The sequence below is a fragment of the Gordonia aichiensis genome (genome assembly GCF_039946255.1).
Lineage (GTDB): Bacteria > Actinomycetota > Actinomycetes > Mycobacteriales > Mycobacteriaceae > Gordonia > Gordonia aichiensis_A.
Genome location: NZ_JBCDWL010000015.1, coordinates 23,858 through 41,265, shown reverse-complemented (window position 1 = coordinate 41,265; position 17,408 = coordinate 23,858). Strand labels below are relative to the sequence as shown.

Below are 17,408 nucleotides of genomic sequence, written 5' to 3'. Positions count from 1 at the left end.
GAGACGAGGGCCTCGATACACCCTCGGCTAGCACCTCGGCCTACTCGACCACCCTGACCCACCGCCCCAGCACACCGAAAGCACTCCCAGGCTCATCGCGTAGCCAGCGAACGAAGTGAGCGAGCGTATCGAGATGCCGCCACACGGAAACCGCGTCGCGACTGTCACAAGCCGCACGTAGGGTAGATTCCGTGCTCACTCGCCTCCTGCGGACTTACGTGCTCCGCTACCGCGGTGCAGTCATCGCCGTGGTGTGCCTCCAATTGGTCGCCACCGCCGCGATGCTCTACCTGCCGACGCTCAACGCCGACATCATCGACTTCGGTGTGGCGCGCGGCGACACCGGCTACATCCTGTCGACCGGCGCCTGGATGCTGCTGGTGTCGTTCGCGCAGATCATCTGCTCGGTCGCGGCCACGTACTTCGGCGCGCGCGCCGCGCTCGGCGGCGGCCGCGACATCCGGCACGACCTCCTGCACCGCGTCAACGGGTTCTCCACCCGCGAGGTGGGCCGATTCGGCGCACCGTCGCTGATCACCCGCACCACCAACGACGTCCAGCAGGTGCAGCAGCTGGCCGTGATGGCGATGGCGATCCTGGTCACCGCACCGATCATGGGCATCGGCGGCATCCTGATGGGTGTGCGGGTGGCCGCGCCCATCTCATGGGTGCTGGCGGTGGCCGTCCCGGTCCTCGGCCTCACCATGGGCCTGATCATCTCGCGGATGATCCCGGGATTCCGCGCGATGCAGACCCGGATCGACGACGTGAACCGGGTGATGCGCGAGCAGATCACCGGGATCCGCGTGGTCCGCGCCTTCGTCCGCGAACGTCACGAGATGGATCGTTTCGGTGTGGCCAACGACCGGCTGGCCGACGCCACCCTGCGGGTGGGCCGAATGATGGCCCTGATGTTCCCGACCGTCATGCTGATCACCAACCTGACGCTCGTCGCGGTCCTCTGGTTCGGCGCGCACTCGGTCAGCGACGGCTCGGTGCAGATCGGAGCGCTGACCGCGATGATCACCTACGTCATGCAGATCATGATGTCGGTGATGATGGCGTCGTTCCTGACGATGATGGCCCCGCGCGCCGGCGTGTGCGCCGACCGCATCTGCGAGGTCCTCGACACCGACACCACGGTCACCGCACCCGACAACGCCGCGCCCATCGTCGGCGACCCCGCGGAGCTGGTGGTCGACGGCGTCGAGTTCCGCTACCCGGGCGCCGATGAACCGGTGCTGTGCGACATCAGTTTCCGGACCGCCCCCGGCACCGTCACCGCCATCGTGGGCTCCACCGGCTCCGGCAAGACGACGCTGATCAATCTGCTCCCGCGGATGCTCGACGTGACCGGCGGTGCGATCACGATCGGCGGCACCGACCTGCGCGACGCCGACCCCGACACTCTGCGAACGCATTTCGGGCTGGTCCCGCAGCGGCCCTATCTGTTCTCGGGGACCGTCGAGAGCAATCTGCGCCACGGCAGACCCGACGCCACCGAAGAGCAGATGTGGGAGGCACTCACGATCGCGCAGGCCGCCGACTTCGTCCGCGCCATGCCGCAGGGACTGCAGACGCCCGTCGCCCAGGGCGGCACGACGGTCTCGGGCGGGCAGCGGCAGCGCCTGGCGATCGCCCGCGCACTGATCCGCCGACCCGCGGTGTACCTGTTCGACGATTCCTTCTCGGCCCTGGACCTGGCGACCGACGCCCGGTTGCGGGAGGCCTTGGTCCCGGCCACGCGGGAGTCTGCAGTGGTCGTCGTCGCGCAGCGGATCTCGACGGTGATCTCCGCCGACCAGATCCTGGTTCTCGATCACGGCCGGGTGGCGGGTCTGGGCACCCACTCCGAACTGCTCGAATCGTGTCCCACCTACGCTGAGATCGCGGAATCTCAGCTGACGATCGGAGCGGGCGCATGAGCCGCGGCGGACCTCCCGGCGCCACGCCGACGCTGGAGAAGGCGAAGTCGTTCAAGCCCTCGCTGAAGCGACTCGTCCGGCAGCTCGGCGATCATCGCGGCAAGATGATCGTGATCCTCGGCTCGATGATCGGGTCGGTGACCCTGACCGCGTTCGCCCCGCGCGTGCTGGGCGATGCGACCGATGAGCTGTTCGCCGGCGTCATCGGGATGAACCTGCCCGAGGGCCTCACCAAGGCGGAGGCGGTCGCGAGCCTGCGTGCGCGCGGGCAGGGCACCTTCGCCGACATGGTGTCGTCGATGGACGTGATCCCCGGCCAGGGCGTCGACTTCGGCGCCGTCGGCCGGATCCTCACCACGGTGCTGGCCCTGTACGTCGGGTCGGCGGTCCTCGGCTGGCTCGGCGCCTACCTGCTCAACATCGTCGTCGTGCGGACGGTGACGAAGCTGCGAGCTCAGGTGGAGGCGAAGATCCACCGGCTGCCGTTGTCGTTCTACGATGCGTCGGCGCGCGGCGACCTGCTCAGTCGCGTCACCAACGACCTGGACAACCTGTCGCAGTCGTTGCAGCAGACGATCAGCCAGCTGGTGAACTCGCTGCTCATGGTGATCGCCATCTTGATCATGATGTTCACGATCTCACCGCTGCTGTCGGCCATCGCGCTGGCCACGGTGCCGCTCGCCGCCTTCGCCACCGCGACGATCGCCAAACGGTCCAAGCCGCACTTCATCGGCCAGTGGAGTTCCACCGGTGCGCTCAACGCGCAGATCGAGGAGGCGTTCACCGGGCACGAGCTGGTCACCGCTTTCGGCCGCCGCGGCGCCGTGGAGGCCGACTTCGACGAACGCAACGAGAAGCTGTACGCGTCGTCGTGGCGGGCCCAGTTCATCTCCGGCATCGTGATGCCGACGATCATGTTCCTCGGCAATCTCAACTACGTCGCCGTCGCCGTCGTCGGCGGCCTGCGGGTGGCTTCCGGGCAACTCTCGCTCGGCGAGGTCCAGGCCTTCATCCAGTACTCCCGACAGTTCACCCAGCCGCTGACGCAGATCGGGTCGATGTTCAACCTGATGCAGTCGGGGGTGGCGTCGGCCGAGCGGATCTTCGACGTCCTCGACGAGGACGAGGAACTCCCCGATCCCGCCGAGCCGAAGACGCCCGCCGCCGACCGCGGACACATCGTCTTCGACGACGTCTCGTTCCGGTACCAGCCGGACCGGCCGCTGATCGAGCACCTCTCGCTGGAGGCGAAGCCGGGCGACATGGTCGCGATCGTCGGACCCACCGGCGCGGGCAAGACGACGCTGGTCAATCTGATCATGCGGTTCTACGAGCTCGACGCGGGCACCATCGTCGTCGACGGGGTGGATGCGGCCGACATGACGCGCGACGACCTGCGCGAACGTACCGGCATGGTGCTGCAGGACTCGTGGCTGTTCGGCGGCACGATCTACGACAACATCGCCTACGGTGATCCGACGGCCGACCGCGAGGACGTGATGCGGGCGGCCCGCATCAGCCACGTCGATCATTTCGTCCGCACGCTACCCGCCGGATACGACACGGTGATCGACGACGAGGGCGGGGGCGTCAGCGCAGGCGAACGCCAGCTGATCACCATCGCCCGCGCATTCCTGGCCAAGCCGACGATCCTGATCCTGGACGAGGCCACGAGTTCGGTCGACACGCGTACCGAACTGCTGATCAGCAAGGCCATGTCGAATCTGCGGACCGACCGCACGAGCTTCGTGATCGCGCACCGCCTGTCGACCATCCGCGACGCGGACCTGATCGTGGTCATGGAGGACGGGCGCATCGTCGAGCAGGGCGACCACGCCGGCCTGCTGGAGCGACGCGGCGCCTACTTCCGGCTGTACAACGCCCAGTTCAGCGAGCCGGCCGAGGACGTCGACGCACCGGTCTGAGCCCGGTCGACGTCGGCGCTCAGACCAGGAACACCAGGCCGACGGCGATCATGCCGCCGACCACGCAGGCCGCCGATGCGACGCCGAGGAAGACCCCGTCGGGCATCGATCTGCCGCCCGCCTTCAGCGCGCGTTGGTTGTGGCGGTAGCGGCCGTGGCTCAGGCTCATCAGCCAGACGCCGACGGCCAGGCAGATGGCCGCAGGCAACGCGGCGACGGCCGGATTCGGTGCGTTCGGCACGGTCCGGAACAGCATCGCCGCGCCGGCCATGAAGGCCAGCGCCATCCGAGTCCACGCCAGCCGGGTGCGCTCGTTCTGCGCGCCCGCGTCGAAGAGGAAGGCCGCGGTGTCAGGCAAGTGCCACTCCGATCAGTACGACGACGCCGGCGACCAGCAGCCCGATGACGAGGATGAACGCCGACGACGCCGGCGGCAGTGGGCGACCGGTGCGCAAGGCGCGTTCGGAACGGGCCCACCGGGGGAAGGCGACGCCGGCCTGCACCAACCCGATGACGACCAGGCCCATCGCGATGTACGACCAGATCCGTTCTCCGGTCGATGCGGTCGCGATGTGCAGCGCGACCCCGGCGGCCATGAAGGCCAACGCGGTGCGCAGTCCGGCCAGCAGTGTGCGCTCATTGGCGAGCGAGAAGCGGGGATCGGGTTCTTCCCCTTCCTCGTACACCCATTCCGGCCATCGCCGAGCCACCGTCGCATCTCCTTCGATTCCAGGTCGGGTATCGCGGACCCGGTCGAGGAGGTCTCCGATCGAGGAGTCGCGCGAGCCCGCAGGCTTGTCCCGTCGGCGGGTCCGGCAGTGTCCGGACTGCACTCGGGCAGTCGCCGCAGAATTACGTTCACCGTGATTTTAACTCATCGGGCGAGGTAACAGACGGTACGGCCGGCAGAAGTGAGAGATTCCACAGCCACGATCCGGCGACGGCGCGCCGGCCGCGCAGTGCCATCGGTCGCGCACGACGCGGTTCACCGGTCGCGCAGCGCGGTCCTACCGGTCGCGCAGCGCCTTGGCCGCGCTGGTCGCGAGGGTGTCGGCGATCTCGTTGTACTTGTCTCCCGCGTGGCCCTTCACCCACCGCCACTCGACGGTGTGCCGATCCTCGGCGGTGATGAGGTCCTGCCAGAGATCGGCGTTCTTGACCGGCTGCTTGCTCGCGGTCTTCCAACCGTTGCGCTGCCATCCGGCGACCCACTTGGTGATCCCGTTCCGGACATAGCTGGAGTCGGTGTAGATGACCACGGACGCCGGTCGGGTCAGTGCGCGCAGCGCTTCGATGGCCGCCGTCAACTCCATCCGATTGTTGGTGGTGTCCGGCTCGCTGCCGGAGATCTCCTTCTCGACGTCGCCGTAGCGCAGGACGGCGCCCCATCCGCCGGGACCGGGGTTTCCCAGGCACGCGCCGTCGGTCGAGATCTGCACTACCTTCGAAGTGGTTCCGGCGTCGCTCATGACGTCCAACGCTACCGGGTGAGGAGAACCGGATGACCGTGGGTCGCGTGGTGCTGATCCGCGCCGTCAACGTCGGCGGCGCCAAACTGCCGATGGCCCGACTGCGCGAGATCGCGGCCGAACTCGGGGCCACCGAAGTGACGACTTACATCGCCTCGGGAAACCTGCTCTGCACCCCTCCCGGCGACGGCGCAGCCTTCGACCGGGCGCTGGAGCAGGCCGTGCTCGACGAGTTCGGCTTCTTCCGCGAGGCCATCGGCCGAGAGCCGGCCGAACTCGCCGCGGCCTTGGCCGCCTACCCGTTCGGCGACGCCCCGCGCGGGCACATCTACTTCCTCACCGGCGAACCCGATGCGGCAGCTGCCGAGGCCTTCTGCGCGCGCGACTTCGGGAACGGCGAACGGCTGCAGGTGGTCGGCTCCGACCTGCACCTGGACTACCCGGGCGGCGCGGGCGCCACCAAGCTGACGCCCGCCAAGATCGCCAAGGGACTCGGCGTCACCGGCACCGGGCGAAACCTTCGTACCGTCGCCAAGCTGATCGAGTTGGCACGCTGACCGAGTTGGCACGTCGATCGACCGAGCGGTGCCGTGGCGGACCCGTTCGCCGCGCCGATGATTCCGGTTCCATGACCGCGCACCGCCCCTGACCGCTCAGATCCCCGATCCTCCATCTCCCCGACTGCTCACGTCCCCAACCGCCCGCAAGCCCTGACCGTCAGTGCGCCGTGACCGTTCGCGTGCCCTGACCGCCCGCGTTCCCTGACCGTCCGCGTGCCCTGACCGCCACCGGATCAGATTCCCCGCTCCGCCCATACGACGCCTCACCGCACGGCCTCTGCCTTCACCGGTGACTTCTGTCCGCGTCCCGGGCACTGTGGACAACTCGAGATTGCTCCACAATCGGCCTTTTCCGGGACGAATCAGGCTCGGTCGGGCGTCCATTGCGCGACCGTCAGCGCATGGATCATCTCCCGAGCGGCGTCTATCAGTACCACGAACTCGTCAAGACGATCGGCCGCACCGGCCTCGACCGGCTGGTGCGCGACAAGCAGGCCAGAGCGGTCCGCCGCGGCTGGTACGCGGTCGGAGACCCGTCGGCCGCCGACCTCGCCGCGGTGCAGCGCGGGGGCGTGATCGGCTGCGTGTCGGCGTTGCGACGCCACGGGGTGTGGACCCCGGAGGATCACCGGTCCCACGTTCGGGGCAACAGCTCGGCCCTGCGCGTCCGGAAGGGTCCCTTCTGCAGGCAGTTCCGCAGGCCCGAGCCGGAGTACGGCCTGATCGACGAGGTGCCGATCGCGCTTCGCCACGCCGCACGCTGCCTCGACGACGAGGGCTTCGTGGTGGTGTGCGATTCCATTCTGAACAAGCGGCTCATGGACCGAGAGCAGATCGAGTACCAGTTCCGCGACGCCCCGCAGCGCATCCGACAACTGATCGGCCGATGCGACGAGCGCGCCGAGTCCGGACCGGAGTCGATGACACGGCTCCGCCTGCAGAATCAGCACATCGGCGTTCGACCGCAGGTTCAGATCGACGGCGTCGGTCGCGTCGATCTCCTCATCGGCCGCTGGTTGATCATCGAGATCGACAGCTGGGAGTTCCACGGCGACCGCGCGCACTTCCAGAGCGACCGCACCCGCGATGTGGACGCTCACGACAGGGGCTTCTATCCGCTGCGCTTCACCTACGAGGACGCTTCACCTACGAGGACATCGTCCACCGCTGGCGCGAGACGAACCCGAAGATCCTGCGTGCGATCCGCTGCGGGGTCCACCTGCGGCCCCACCGTCCGGATGCGATTCCCCTCTGAGGTCTCACATCACTCACCACAGCGATGTGAGACCCCAGCGGGGAATCTGGTCCGAGATCTCGGACTCACACCTGAATCGGCGGGAACAACTGCTCCATCGTGTACTGCCGGTTGCGCCGGGCCGCCCACGAACTGATCGCCAGGCACACCACCGCGACACCGGCGAGGACCGCCACGCTGATCCACAGGCGGTTGTCGACGCCGCCGCTGATGAGTTGGCGCAGTCCGGTGACGGCGTAGCTCATCGGGTCGTACGGGTGGAACCACTGCGCGGGTTTGGCCGTCGTCTCGACCGGATAGATGCCGCCGGAGGCCACGATCTGGACCATCAGGAAGGCCAGCGACACCACCCGTCCCACAGCGACGCCGAGGACTGCGTTGAACATCTGTATCAAGGCCAGGAAGGCGCCCGAGACCAGCAGCATGAAGGCGAGCATCCCGAGCGGATGGGCGGCGTCGAGTCCGACCGCGAAGTGCGCGACGACGAACATCACGACCACCTGCGCCACCACGATCAGGAACCCCGGCCAGTACGAGGCCAGCACCGACCGCAGCCCGCCGAGCCCGCCGATCACCGGCCGCGACTGCAGCGGCTTGAGCATCATCCAGATGATGATGGCGCCGATGAACATCGCCAGCGGCAGGAAGAAGGGGGCGAATCCGGTGCCGAAGGTCGGTGCCCGGTTCTCGGTGAACTCGCTGAGCGCGACTGGCTGCGACAGGTTGGCCGCCGTCTGCTGCCGCTGCTCGTCGCCACCGAAGTTCGGCAGCTGCTTGACGCCCTCGCCCAGGCCGGTCGCCAACTCGTCCGCGCCCGCCGACAGCTTCGGGGTGCCCGCGGCGAGCTGCCCGGCACCGGCCGCCAGGCGTTCGCTGCCGTCGGTGAGCTGGACGAGGCCGCTGTGGAGCTGTGCCGCCCCCGACTGAAGCTGTCCGGCGCCGTCGCGCAACTGCGTCACCTGACCGGCGAGCTGACCGTTCTCGAGCATGGCCAGCGTGGTCCGCAGGCTGGAGTTCTTGTCGCCGAGTTGCGCCGACAGCGCCTGCGACTGCTTCGCGAGGTTGCCCGCCCTGGCCGTGGTGGCCGCATCGACGCCCTGGGTCTGCAGGAAGGTCTGCACCGGTGCCAGCGCCTCGGCCAGGGCCCGCATGTTCGGGTCGGCGCTGCGCCGCAGCCCGGCGATCACCTGCGACACCGACTTCTCGGCCTGCGACTGTCCAGCCCCGACCGCGGTGACCACGTCGAGCACGTCCGACATCCCCGCGGAGAGCCGCGCGGCGTCGTCGGCGTACTGGGAGGGCTTGACCCCGGAGGACTGGACCTGGTTGAGCATGCCGAGCAGCGGTCCGGTGGCCTTGTCGATGCCGGTGGCCAGTTGCTGGGTTCCGTCGGCGAGACGGGCCGAACCGTCGCGGGCGGTGACCATGTTGACCGCCAGTTCATCGGCGCCGGACGCCAGCTCCTGAGCGCCGGCGTCGGCGGTGTGCAGCCCGGCGGCGAGTTGCTCGGAGCCGGCCGCCGCCTTCTTGATCCCGTCGCCCGCGGTCGTGAGGCCGACGAGCACCTGGTCGACGGCCTGCTGACCGATCTTGTCGTTGAGCGCGGCCGTCACCTGGGCGGCAGCGTTCTGGCCGATGATGCCCGCGAGGTAGTTGTTCGCGTCGTTGAAGGTGAACTCGATCTTCGCCTTGTGCGGATCGGGCGACAGCGCGGATGCGATCGACGCGCTGAAGTCCTTCGGGATCGTGATGGTGAAGTAGTACTTGCCGTGCGCCAGGCCGTCGGCGGCCTCGGCCGCATCGGTGGCGTGCAGATCGAGTGCGCCCGAGCCGAGGAGCTGCTCGCGCACCTGTTCGCCGGCGTTGAGCTCCTGTCCGGCGGCCTTGACCGGCTGGTCCTCGTTGACGATCGCGACCGGAACCTTGGCGACCTCGTCGAACGGGTTCCAGAACACCCACAGGTACATGGCGCCGTAGAGGAGCGGCATCAGGACCACGGTCAGGATGGCGATGCGCGGCATCGCCCCCTTCGAATAGCGTTTCAGCTCGGTGCCGAGCGACATTCCCGCCAGCATCAGATGTTCCCCTCGAAGTCGGTTCGGCCGTTCGGCGTGTGCGATGCCGGGTCGGCGGGCAGGTCTGCGACGTCGGACAGGGCCGCGAGATCGGTCAGCATCGACGGCACGTCGATGAGCGCGCGGTGGCCCAGCGCCGGATCGACGTGGTTGACGGTGGTGGTGATGACCGTCTGCTCGGCGCCCAGCGCGGCCAGGCGCGACACCAGGATCCGCAGGTTCACGTCGCTGGTGACCTGGTCGATGTTGCCGACCACCAGCAGCGGGGTGCGCCTGGTGTTGGCCAGGGCCACGCGCAGCAGCAGGCCGTCGAGCTCGGACAGCTCTTCGACGTAGGTGTCCAGGTCGGGCAGCGGCAGGTCGCCGAACACCGGCCGGCAGATGCGTTCCAGGTCGTCCGGACGCGCCCGTCCGATCAGCCGGTACCAGGGTGCATCCCACCGGATCTTCTCGGTCAACAGGTGCCCCACCTTGACGGAGGTGTACACGTCGTCGAGGGCGGCGATGGCCGCCAGCGAGGAGACCTGGAAGATCGCCTTGGCGCTGGTGCGGCCGAAGACGTCGAGGGTGCCGGTGCGGGCCTTCATGCGGCCGGCGAGGGTCATCTGGAGCGCGGTGCGGCCCGGGCCGGCCTCGGCCCGCAGGATGGTGAGGCCGCCGGACGGGATGTCCAGGTCGAGCGGACCGTAGACCCGCCCCCACGGCCCCTGCTGCGTGATTCCGCGCGCGACCACGGCCATCGCCGTGTCGGGGTGATCAGTCATGAGTCAGGATCCTAATCCCGACCTGCGGCGATTCCGGTGCCCACGCGCCCGGAAGTGTGCAAACGCACGTTATCAGATGGGGGTGTGGCGGCAGACACGATCGCCCGACGGCCGGACCGCCGACCCCGTGCGCGGCGCCGCCCTATGGTGAGGGGAAGTCCACTTGTTTCGGAGGTTTCCGCCGTGTCCGTGAACGTGTCCAGCCAGCACCCGTACAGTCCCGCCTACCGCGTCGGCGACGCCGTCTACGTCTCGGGCGCCTTGTCGGTGGACGACGACTACCGCGCCGTCCCCGGCCGCGACGAGGCACTCGACGCCGCCGTCGAGCGGATGACCGAGCGTCTTGCAACGGTCGGCGCGCAGCTCGACGACGTGGTGAAGCTGACGTATTTCGTCACCGACCTCTCCCTTCGGGAGGAGGCGAACCGACAGTTCGAGCGACTCTTCGCGATTCCTCGACCGGCACGCACCTTTCTCGAGGTCAGCGCACTGCCATACGGTGCGACCGTCGAGATCGACGCGATCGCGCACGTCGGACATCACGCCGGTTGAGCGGGCGGTTCAGGCGATGACGCCGTCGGCGCGCAGCCGACGCAGAGCAGCGTCGTCGAACCCCAGCACCTCGCCGAGGACCGCGTCGGTGTCGTGCCCCAAAGCGACCGCGGGCGCGGAGCCCGAGTAGGCCTCGTCGTAGCGGGCCGGAGCGTGCGCGGCGATCACCTCGCCGATGCCGGGCTGGTCGAGCGCCGTCAGCACCGGCGCGGCGGCGGGGTCCGCGGCGACGTCGGCGGCGACCTGCGCCGTCGACCGGTACGGTCCCCACAGCACGCCGGATCGCGACAGCTGTGCGGTCACCGCCGACGTCGAGCGGGCGGCGAACCACGGCCGCAGGACGGCCTCGATCACCTCGCGATGCCGGTATCGCCCCTCGTCGGTGTCGAAGTCCGTCCCGAGCGAGCCCGCCAGTGCGGTGAAGACCGAGGTGGTGCCGGTGGCGTGCCCGATCGCGGCCCACTGCCGCGGCGTCAACGCCACGATCATGACGCGATCGCCGTCCGCCGTGGCGAAATCGGTGCCGAAACTGCCGTACAGGTGGTTGCCGTGGCGGGGACGCGCCCCGCGCTCGGCGGCCTCGCTGTACCAGCCCAGATTGGCGACGGCGGCCAGCGCGACGTCGGCGAGCGCGATCTGCACGTGTGCGCCGACGCCGGTCCGGTCTCGGCGTCGCAGCGAGGCCAGCACCGCGGTCACCACCTCCTGCCCGCACAGCAGGTCCCAGGCGGGCAGCACGTGGTTGACCGGACGCTCGCATTCCGGGGCACCGGTCATCGACGCGATGCCCGCGGCCCCGTTGACCGTGTAGTCGACGGCGCCGCCGCCGTCGGCGCGACCCTCCACGCGCACGGCGATCACGTCGCCGCGCCGCGCTGCGAGCGCCTCGTACGACAACCATGAGCGCCCGACCGCGTTGTCGACGACGATCCCGGCGTCGGGGCCGGGGGCGGTGGCCAGCGCCAGCAGCAGGTCGCGCCCCTCGTCGGTGCGCAGGTTCAACTGCACCGACTTCTTGCCGCGATTCAGCGCGGTCCAGTACAGGCTCTCCCCCGTCCGGTCCGACAGCGGCCAGCGACGGTAGTCGGCGTTGCCGCCGACCGGATCGACGCGGATCACCTCGGCACCGAGCTGGGCCAGCGCCATCCCCGAGCTCGGGCCGGCCACGAAGCTGGCGAACTCGACGACGCGGACGCCGTCGAGCGGGCGAGCGGCCGCGTTCGGCTGGGATCGGTGGTCGGTCATGATCGCTCCTGACGGTCGTCCGGGGTGCTGCCGGAGATCGGGGTGCTGGCGGAGATCGGGGTGAAGACTCCCTTGTCGGCGAGTCGCTCGATCAGTTCGTCGACCCCGCCCATGATGTGCGCGCTCATGAGGCGCCCCGCCGCGTCGGCGTCGCGTCTTCCGAGCGCTTCGACGACGGCCTCGTGCGCCAGCTGCGTCTCGTCGTCGTGACCTTCGACGTCGTTGTAGAAGCTGCTGGGCAGTCGCCGCGAGAGTTGGCCGAGGATCACGGTGAGACGCGGCGCGGCCGCCGCCAGATTGACCCCGCGATGAAAGTCGTGACCGCTCTTGACGATTCGCGTCTCGTCACCGGCGGCGGTGGCCCGCGCGCGCGACTCGTTCAGGTCTGCGAGGCGGGCGAGCTCGTCGTCGGTGATGGTCTGCGCGGCTCGCGAGGCGAGTTGCCCGGCGAGCATCGCCTGGACCCAGAACAGGTCGCGGATGTCCTGCGGCGTGAAGGCGGCGACCGCGAAGCCGCGACGGGGCACCAGTTCGACGAAGCCCTCCCCGTTGAGCAGGAGCAGCCCCTCGCGCACCGGGGTGTTGCTGATGCCGAGGTCGCGCGCGATGGGCCCGGTGCGCAGGAACTCGCCGGGCCTGACCTGCCCGGAGACGATCATCTCGCGGACGTGGGCCGCGACGTCGTCGGACAACTGTGGGCGTGCGGCCATGCTGCTCCCCTCCGCCGGGACCCTCCCGCTCTTCGAATGGATAATATATTATCCATTCGATCCTCGGTCGTGTTCTCTACTCGGAAGGTCCCCGCGCATGTCTCAAGTGAGTCCCGAAGACTTCGCTCAGATCCTGGAATCGGTCCGCGAGTTCATCCGCACCCGCGTCATCCCCCGCGAACGCGAGATCGCCGACGCCGACGCCGTGCCCGACGACCTCCGGCAGGCCTGCAAGGACATGGGCCTGTTCGGTTTCGCGCTGCCGCAGGAGTGGGGCGGGCTGGGCCTCGACCTCGCCCAAGACGTCGAGCTCGCCATGGAGTTGGGCTACACCGCGCTCGCGCTGCGCTCGATGTTCGGCACCAACAACGGCATCGCCGGTCAGGTGCTCGTCAACTTCGGCACCGACGAGCAGAAGTCGACCTGGCTGGCGAAGATCGCCTCCGGGGAGGTGGTGGCGTCGTTCGCCCTCACCGAGCCGGGCGCCGGATCGAATCCGGCCGGGCTGCGCACCAAGGCCGTCCGCACCGACGACGGCGACTGGGTGATCGACGGCGGCAAGTGCTTCATCACCAATGCGCCCACCGCCGACTTGTTCGTCACCTTCGCCCGCACCCGACCGGCCGACGCGGACGGGCCGGGGATCGCGGTGTTCCTCGTGCCCGCCGACGCGCCGGGCGTCTCGGTGGCCGAGCACGACCGGAAGATGGGCCAGGACGGGTCCTGGACCGCCGACGTGCACTTCGACGGCGTCCGGGTTCCGGCATCGTCGCTGGTCGGCGGCTCGGAGGACGTCGGCTACCGGGCCGCGATGGTGTCCCTGGCCCGCGGCCGAGTCCACATCTCCGGCCTGGCTGTCGGCGCCGCCCAACGCGCCCCTCGACGAATCCCTGCGCCACGCGGCCGTCACCACGCAGGGCGGCACGCCGATCGGCGACTTCCAACTGGTGCAAGCGCACCTGGCCGACATGGCGACCCAGTTGGCCGCCGGTCGGGCGCTGGTCCGCGACGCCGCCGCCAAGTGGGTCTCCGGCGAAGATCGTCGGATCGCGCCGTCGGTGGCGAAACTGTTCTGCACCGAGATGGTCGGTGAGGTCGCCGACAAGGCCGTTCAAGTCCATGGTGGTAGTGGATACATGCGCGAGATGCCCGTCGAGCGCATCTACCGCGACGTCCGGCTGCTGCGCCTGTACGAGGGCACCAGCGAGATCCAGCGGTTGATCATCGGCGGCGGTCTCGTCAAACAGGCCAAGAAGGAGGCCCAGAAGTGACCGTCCGAACCGCCACCGAGATCGCCCGCGGTGCGACCACCGTGCTCTTCGTCCCCGGGGATCGGCCCGAACGCTTCGCCAAGGCGGCCGCCGCGGGCCCCGACCTGGTGATCATCGACCTGGAGGACGCGGTGCCGCACGAGCACAAGGCCGCCGCCCGGGCGAACGCCGCCGAATGGGCGGTCACCGGGAACCGGTGCGCGGTCCGCGTCAATGCCGCCGACACCGATTTCTTCGCCAATGATCTGGCCGCGCTGACCGAGACCGGTGCGGCGATCATGCTCGCCAAGGCCGAGTCGCCCGACGTGGTCCAGGCCGTGACCGAAGTCGCCGGCACCGGGGTGATCCCGCTCATCGAGACCGCACGCGGCATCCTGGCGGCCGCCGACATCGCCGCCGTCCCCGGCGTGGCCCGGCTCGCCATCGGCACCTTCGACCTCGCCGCGCAGCTCGGCGTCGACCCCGCCGACCGGAAGGCCCTGCTGGCCTCGCGCTCGGCCCTCGTCCTGGCGTCGGCCGCGGCCGGGCTCGTCGGCCCGCTGGAAGGGGTCACCGGCGCCGTCGACGACGCCGACCGGATCACCGCCGACGCCCAGCACGCCCGCCGCCTCGGCTTCGGCGGAAAGCTGTGCATCCACCCCAAGCAGCTGGCCCCCACGATCGCCGCCTTCGCCCCGACCGACGAGGAAGTCGCTTGGGCGCGAAGGATCGTCGACAACGTCGACACCGACGGCGTCGCGATCGTCGACGGGCAGATGGTCGACAAGCCCGTGGTCGACCGGGCCTTGCACATCCTGGCCCGACGCTGAGCCTCCCCGGACCATTCGACTTCCGACACCCCCACCACTGAAGGAGCACACCCCATCATGACCGGACTTCTCACCGGCAAGACCGCGATCGTCACCGGCGGCGCCCAGGGCATCGGCTACGCGATCGCGCAGCGTTTCATCGCCGAGGGCGCCCGCGTGGTGCTCGGCGACATGAACGCCGAGCAGGTCGCCAAGGCGGCCGCGGACCTGGGCGGCGACGACATCGCGCGCGGTGTGGTCTGCAATGTCACCTCCGCCGACGACGTCGACGGCCTGATCGATGCCGCGGTCGAGGCGTTCGGCGCCGTCGACGTGATGGTCAACAACGCGGGCATCACCCGCGACGCCACCATGCGCAAGATGACCGAGGAGAACTTCGACCAGGTCATCGACGTCCATCTGAAGGGCACCTGGCTCGGCACCCGCGCGGCCGCCGCGCACATGCGCGAGCGCGGCAGCGGCGCCATCGTCAACCTGTCGTCGATCTCCGGCAAGGTCGGCTTCGTCGGCCAGACCAACTACTCGGCCGCCAAGGCGGGGATCGTCGGTCTGTCGAAGGCGGCGGCCAAGGAGGTCGCGCATGCCGGCGTCCGCATCAACTGCATCCAGCCCGGCCTCATCCGCACCGCGATGACCGAGGCCATGCCCGAACGCATCTGGGACCAGAAGATGGCGGAGATCCCCCTGGGCCGCGCCGGTGAGCCGAGCGAGATCGCTTCCGTCGCACTGTTTCTCGCATCCGACCTGTCCTCCTACATGACCGGCACGGTTCTCGAGGTGACCGGCGGCCGGTTGATGTGACCGGCCCGCATCCGGCCGGCGACTGGCAGCCGCACACGGTCGTCACCGACGAGCTGGTGGACCCGGCGGCGGTCCGGGCCGTGGCGACCCTGTTCGACGACGATCTGCCCGTCCCCGGGGTCGGCGATCCGCTTCCGCCGCTGTGGCACTGGGCGGCGCTGCCGCGCTGGGCGGCATCGAGTGAGCTCAGCGTCGACGGGCATCCGTTCCGCGGATCGTTCCTGCCGCCGGTCGAGCTGCCGCGGCGGATGTTCGCCGGCGGATCGGTCCGGTTCCCCGGCGTGATCGCCGTCGGCGACGTCGTCCGACGCTCGTCGACCGTCGAGTCGGTCACCGAGAAGCACGGACGCAGCGGCCGGCTGGTGGTGGTCGTGGTCTCGACCGTGCTGTCCGCCTCGGACGGCGCGGTCGCGGTCCGCGAGACGCAGAACCTCGTCTACCGCGAAGCGGCGACTCCCACCGCGGCACCGGTCGCGTCCGACGAGGCCGCCGGCCTGGTCCCGGCCGGTCCGCCGCTGGTCCCCGCGGGCCGACACCGCTGGGACTTCCGCACCGATCCGACCCTGCTGATGCGGTTCTCGGCGGCCACCGCCAACGCCCACCGCATCCACTACGACTGGCCCTACGCCACGCGCGTCGAAGGGTATCCCGGACTGGTGGTCCACGGTCCGCTGATGACGATGGCGCTGGCGCAGACCCACCGGCTCGTCGCCGACGGCTCCCGGATCGCGGCGCTGACGCACCGGAGCTCGAAGCCGCTGTTCTGCGCCGACCGCGCGCAGTTGGTGTACACCGCCACGCCGGACGGTGCCCGCGCCGAACTGCTCGGCCCGGGCGGCGACGCCGCGGGCGCGCACAGCGTCGTCGACCTGTCCTTCGCCTAGTGCCCCGGTCGGATGGTCGCTTCGACGGTGCGCCGGGCTCCGTGTGTACCTTTTGACCACCGGGTGGGCAAGAAGTGCACACTTGATGATCCCGGCACCCGATTCGGAGGAGGACGCCCGACGTGGCCCTGAGCAGACACCGGCAGTTGCCCGACGCCGTCGCCGGGCATGTGCGCGAGCAGATCATGGCGGGCAATCTCCGGCCCGGCGAGTTCCTGCGGATGGAGCCGATCGCCGAGGCGGTCGGAGTGTCGATCACGCCGGTGCGCGAGGGGCTGCTGCGGCTGTCGAGCGAGGGGTTCGTGCATGCGGTGCCACGACGCGGGTTCGTCGTCGCCGAGTTCACCCGGCAGGACATCCGCGACCTGTTCTGGGTGCAGTCGCAGCTGGCGGGTGAGCTCGCGGCCCGCGCGGCGGTCCGGCGCACCGACGACGCGCTCGCCGAACTGCACGAGTTGATGCTGCAGTGCGAGCAGGCAATCGCCGGCTCGGACACCGACGCCCTCACCGGCGTCGGCAGGCTGTTCCACCGCCGCATCAATCTGTCGGCGGCATCCGATCACCTGGCGCGTCTGTACGCATCGATCGTCAACCATCTGCCGGACTCGTTCTACTCCTCGATCGAGGCGCGCGTCCGTACCGTCGCCCCCGACCATCGCGAGTTGTACGCGGCCATCGAGGCGCGCGACGCCGAGCTCGCGCGGGAGATCGGCACCCGGCACATCGCGGGGAACGCCGACTTCGTGATCGCCCTCCTCGAAGAGCGCGGCATCTGGCTCGACCATCCCGCCTGAGACACGCTGTCGGGCGCGCTCGTCTCGATGCGCCAACCCAGGGAACCAGCCCGCCCCCAGGCCGGTCGAGTAGCCACCGAGCGCAGCGAGGCGGCGTATCGAGACCCCCACGCCCCCCGATCTCGATACACTCGCTCACTCCGTTCGCGGGCTACTCGATCACCCTGAAAGGCGCCCCCGCAAGGCCCCAAGGCTGGTCGAGTAGCCACCGAGCGCAGCGAGGCGGCGTATCGAGACCTCGCACGCCCCCCGATCTCGATACACTCGCTCACTCCGTTCGCGGGCTACTCGATCACCCTGAAAGGCGCCCCCGCAAGGCCCCAAGGCTGGTCGAGTAGCCACCGAGCGCAGCGAGGCGGCGTATCGAGA

At 69.5% G+C, this 17,408-nt stretch carries 16 protein-coding genes and 1 pseudogene; 9 read left to right on the top strand and 8 right to left on the bottom strand.

Annotated features, from left to right (window positions below):
- Positions 1–191: 191 nt before the first annotated feature.
- Positions 192–1,925, top strand: a complete 1,734-nt coding sequence (locus AAFO60_RS15995; protein ID WP_347957218.1) for an ABC transporter ATP-binding protein — start codon at positions 192–194, stop codon at positions 1,923–1,925.
- A complete protein-coding gene (locus AAFO60_RS15990; protein WP_347957217.1) occupies positions 1,922–3,850 on the top strand; it encodes an ABC transporter ATP-binding protein in 1,929 nt (642 codons plus the stop codon). Before AAFO60_RS15995 ends, AAFO60_RS15990 begins: the two co-directional genes overlap by 4 nt.
- A gap of 19 nt (positions 3,851–3,869) precedes the next feature.
- Here the strand turns inward: AAFO60_RS15990 and AAFO60_RS15985 are convergent, their stop codons facing one another.
- The 3 genes from AAFO60_RS15985 to rnhA all read right to left on the bottom strand — a co-directional run bounded on the left by AAFO60_RS15985 (position 3,870) and on the right by rnhA (position 5,319).
- Positions 3,870–4,208 (bottom strand): DUF202 domain-containing protein, encoded by a 339-nt coding sequence (locus AAFO60_RS15985; protein WP_347957216.1) that lies wholly within the window; start codon positions 4,206–4,208, stop codon positions 3,870–3,872.
- Positions 4,201–4,560, bottom strand: coding sequence for a YidH family protein (locus AAFO60_RS15980; protein WP_347957215.1), 360 nt, complete (start codon positions 4,558–4,560; stop codon positions 4,201–4,203). Before AAFO60_RS15980 ends, AAFO60_RS15985 begins: the two co-directional genes overlap by 8 nt.
- A 297-nt stretch (positions 4,561–4,857) precedes the next feature.
- On the bottom strand, positions 4,858–5,319 hold the full coding sequence (rnhA, locus tag AAFO60_RS15975; RefSeq protein WP_347957214.1) for a ribonuclease HI: 462 nt from the start codon (positions 5,317–5,319) through the stop codon (positions 4,858–4,860).
- 32 nt (positions 5,320–5,351) lie between these two features.
- Between rnhA and AAFO60_RS15970 the strand changes: the two genes are divergently transcribed.
- Positions 5,352–5,876 carry a DUF1697 domain-containing protein gene (locus AAFO60_RS15970; protein ID WP_347957213.1) on the top strand — a complete coding sequence of 175 codons (525 nt, stop codon included), beginning with the start codon at positions 5,352–5,354 and terminating at the stop codon, positions 5,874–5,876.
- Between the two features lie 365 nt (positions 5,877–6,241).
- Here the strand turns inward: AAFO60_RS15970 and AAFO60_RS15965 are convergent, their stop codons facing one another.
- The 3 genes from AAFO60_RS15965 to AAFO60_RS15955 form a co-directional block, all read right to left on the bottom strand.
- Positions 6,242–6,943: a hypothetical protein gene (locus AAFO60_RS15965; RefSeq protein WP_347957212.1), complete on the bottom strand. Its 702-nt coding sequence runs from the start codon at positions 6,941–6,943 to the stop codon at positions 6,242–6,244.
- A gap of 256 nt (positions 6,944–7,199) precedes the next feature.
- Positions 7,200–9,209 (bottom strand): YhgE/Pip domain-containing protein, encoded by a 2,010-nt coding sequence (locus AAFO60_RS15960; protein ID WP_347957211.1) that lies wholly within the window; start codon positions 9,207–9,209, stop codon positions 7,200–7,202.
- A complete protein-coding gene (locus AAFO60_RS15955; protein WP_347957210.1) occupies positions 9,209–9,973 on the bottom strand; it encodes a hypothetical protein in 765 nt (254 codons plus the stop codon). Before AAFO60_RS15955 ends, AAFO60_RS15960 begins: the two co-directional genes overlap by 1 nt.
- Positions 9,974–10,117: 144 nt before the next feature.
- Between AAFO60_RS15955 and AAFO60_RS15950 the strand changes: the two genes are divergently transcribed.
- Positions 10,118–10,525, top strand: a complete 408-nt coding sequence (locus tag AAFO60_RS15950) for a RidA family protein (protein WP_347957209.1) — start codon at positions 10,118–10,120, stop codon at positions 10,523–10,525.
- Between the two features lie 9 nt (positions 10,526–10,534).
- On the opposite strand, the gene AAFO60_RS15945 is transcribed toward AAFO60_RS15950, so the two are convergent.
- Both AAFO60_RS15945 and AAFO60_RS15940 read right to left on the bottom strand, forming a co-directional pair.
- Positions 10,535–11,770 (bottom strand): CoA transferase, encoded by a 1,236-nt coding sequence (locus AAFO60_RS15945; protein WP_347957208.1) that lies wholly within the window; start codon positions 11,768–11,770, stop codon positions 10,535–10,537.
- Positions 11,767–12,480: a GntR family transcriptional regulator gene (locus tag AAFO60_RS15940; RefSeq protein WP_347957207.1), complete on the bottom strand. Its 714-nt coding sequence runs from the start codon at positions 12,478–12,480 to the stop codon at positions 11,767–11,769. The genes AAFO60_RS15945 and AAFO60_RS15940 overlap by 4 nt, the downstream gene beginning before the upstream one ends.
- Before the next feature lie 97 nt (positions 12,481–12,577).
- Here AAFO60_RS15940 and AAFO60_RS15935 point away from each other — a divergent pair.
- The 5 genes and pseudogenes from AAFO60_RS15935 (at position 12,578) to AAFO60_RS15915 (ending at position 17,039) form a co-directional block, all read left to right on the top strand.
- A pseudogene (locus tag AAFO60_RS15935) lies at positions 12,578–13,751 on the top strand (acyl-CoA dehydrogenase family protein).
- Positions 13,748–14,560: an HpcH/HpaI aldolase/citrate lyase family protein gene (locus AAFO60_RS15930; RefSeq protein WP_347957206.1), complete on the top strand. Its 813-nt coding sequence runs from the start codon at positions 13,748–13,750 to the stop codon at positions 14,558–14,560. Before AAFO60_RS15935 ends, AAFO60_RS15930 begins: the two are co-directional and overlap by 4 nt.
- A 57-nt stretch (positions 14,561–14,617) precedes the next feature.
- The gene (gene fabG, locus AAFO60_RS15925; protein WP_347957205.1) at positions 14,618–15,361 is read left to right on the top strand and encodes a 3-oxoacyl-ACP reductase FabG; all 744 of its coding nucleotides are present in this window, start codon (positions 14,618–14,620) and stop codon (positions 15,359–15,361) included.
- Positions 15,358–16,245 (top strand): FAS1-like dehydratase domain-containing protein, encoded by an 888-nt coding sequence (locus AAFO60_RS15920; protein WP_347957204.1) that lies wholly within the window; start codon positions 15,358–15,360, stop codon positions 16,243–16,245. Before fabG ends, AAFO60_RS15920 begins: the two co-directional genes overlap by 4 nt.
- A 122-nt stretch (positions 16,246–16,367) precedes the next feature.
- Positions 16,368–17,039: a GntR family transcriptional regulator gene (locus AAFO60_RS15915; RefSeq protein WP_347957203.1), complete on the top strand. Its 672-nt coding sequence runs from the start codon at positions 16,368–16,370 to the stop codon at positions 17,037–17,039.
- Positions 17,040–17,408: the final 369 nt, after the last annotated feature.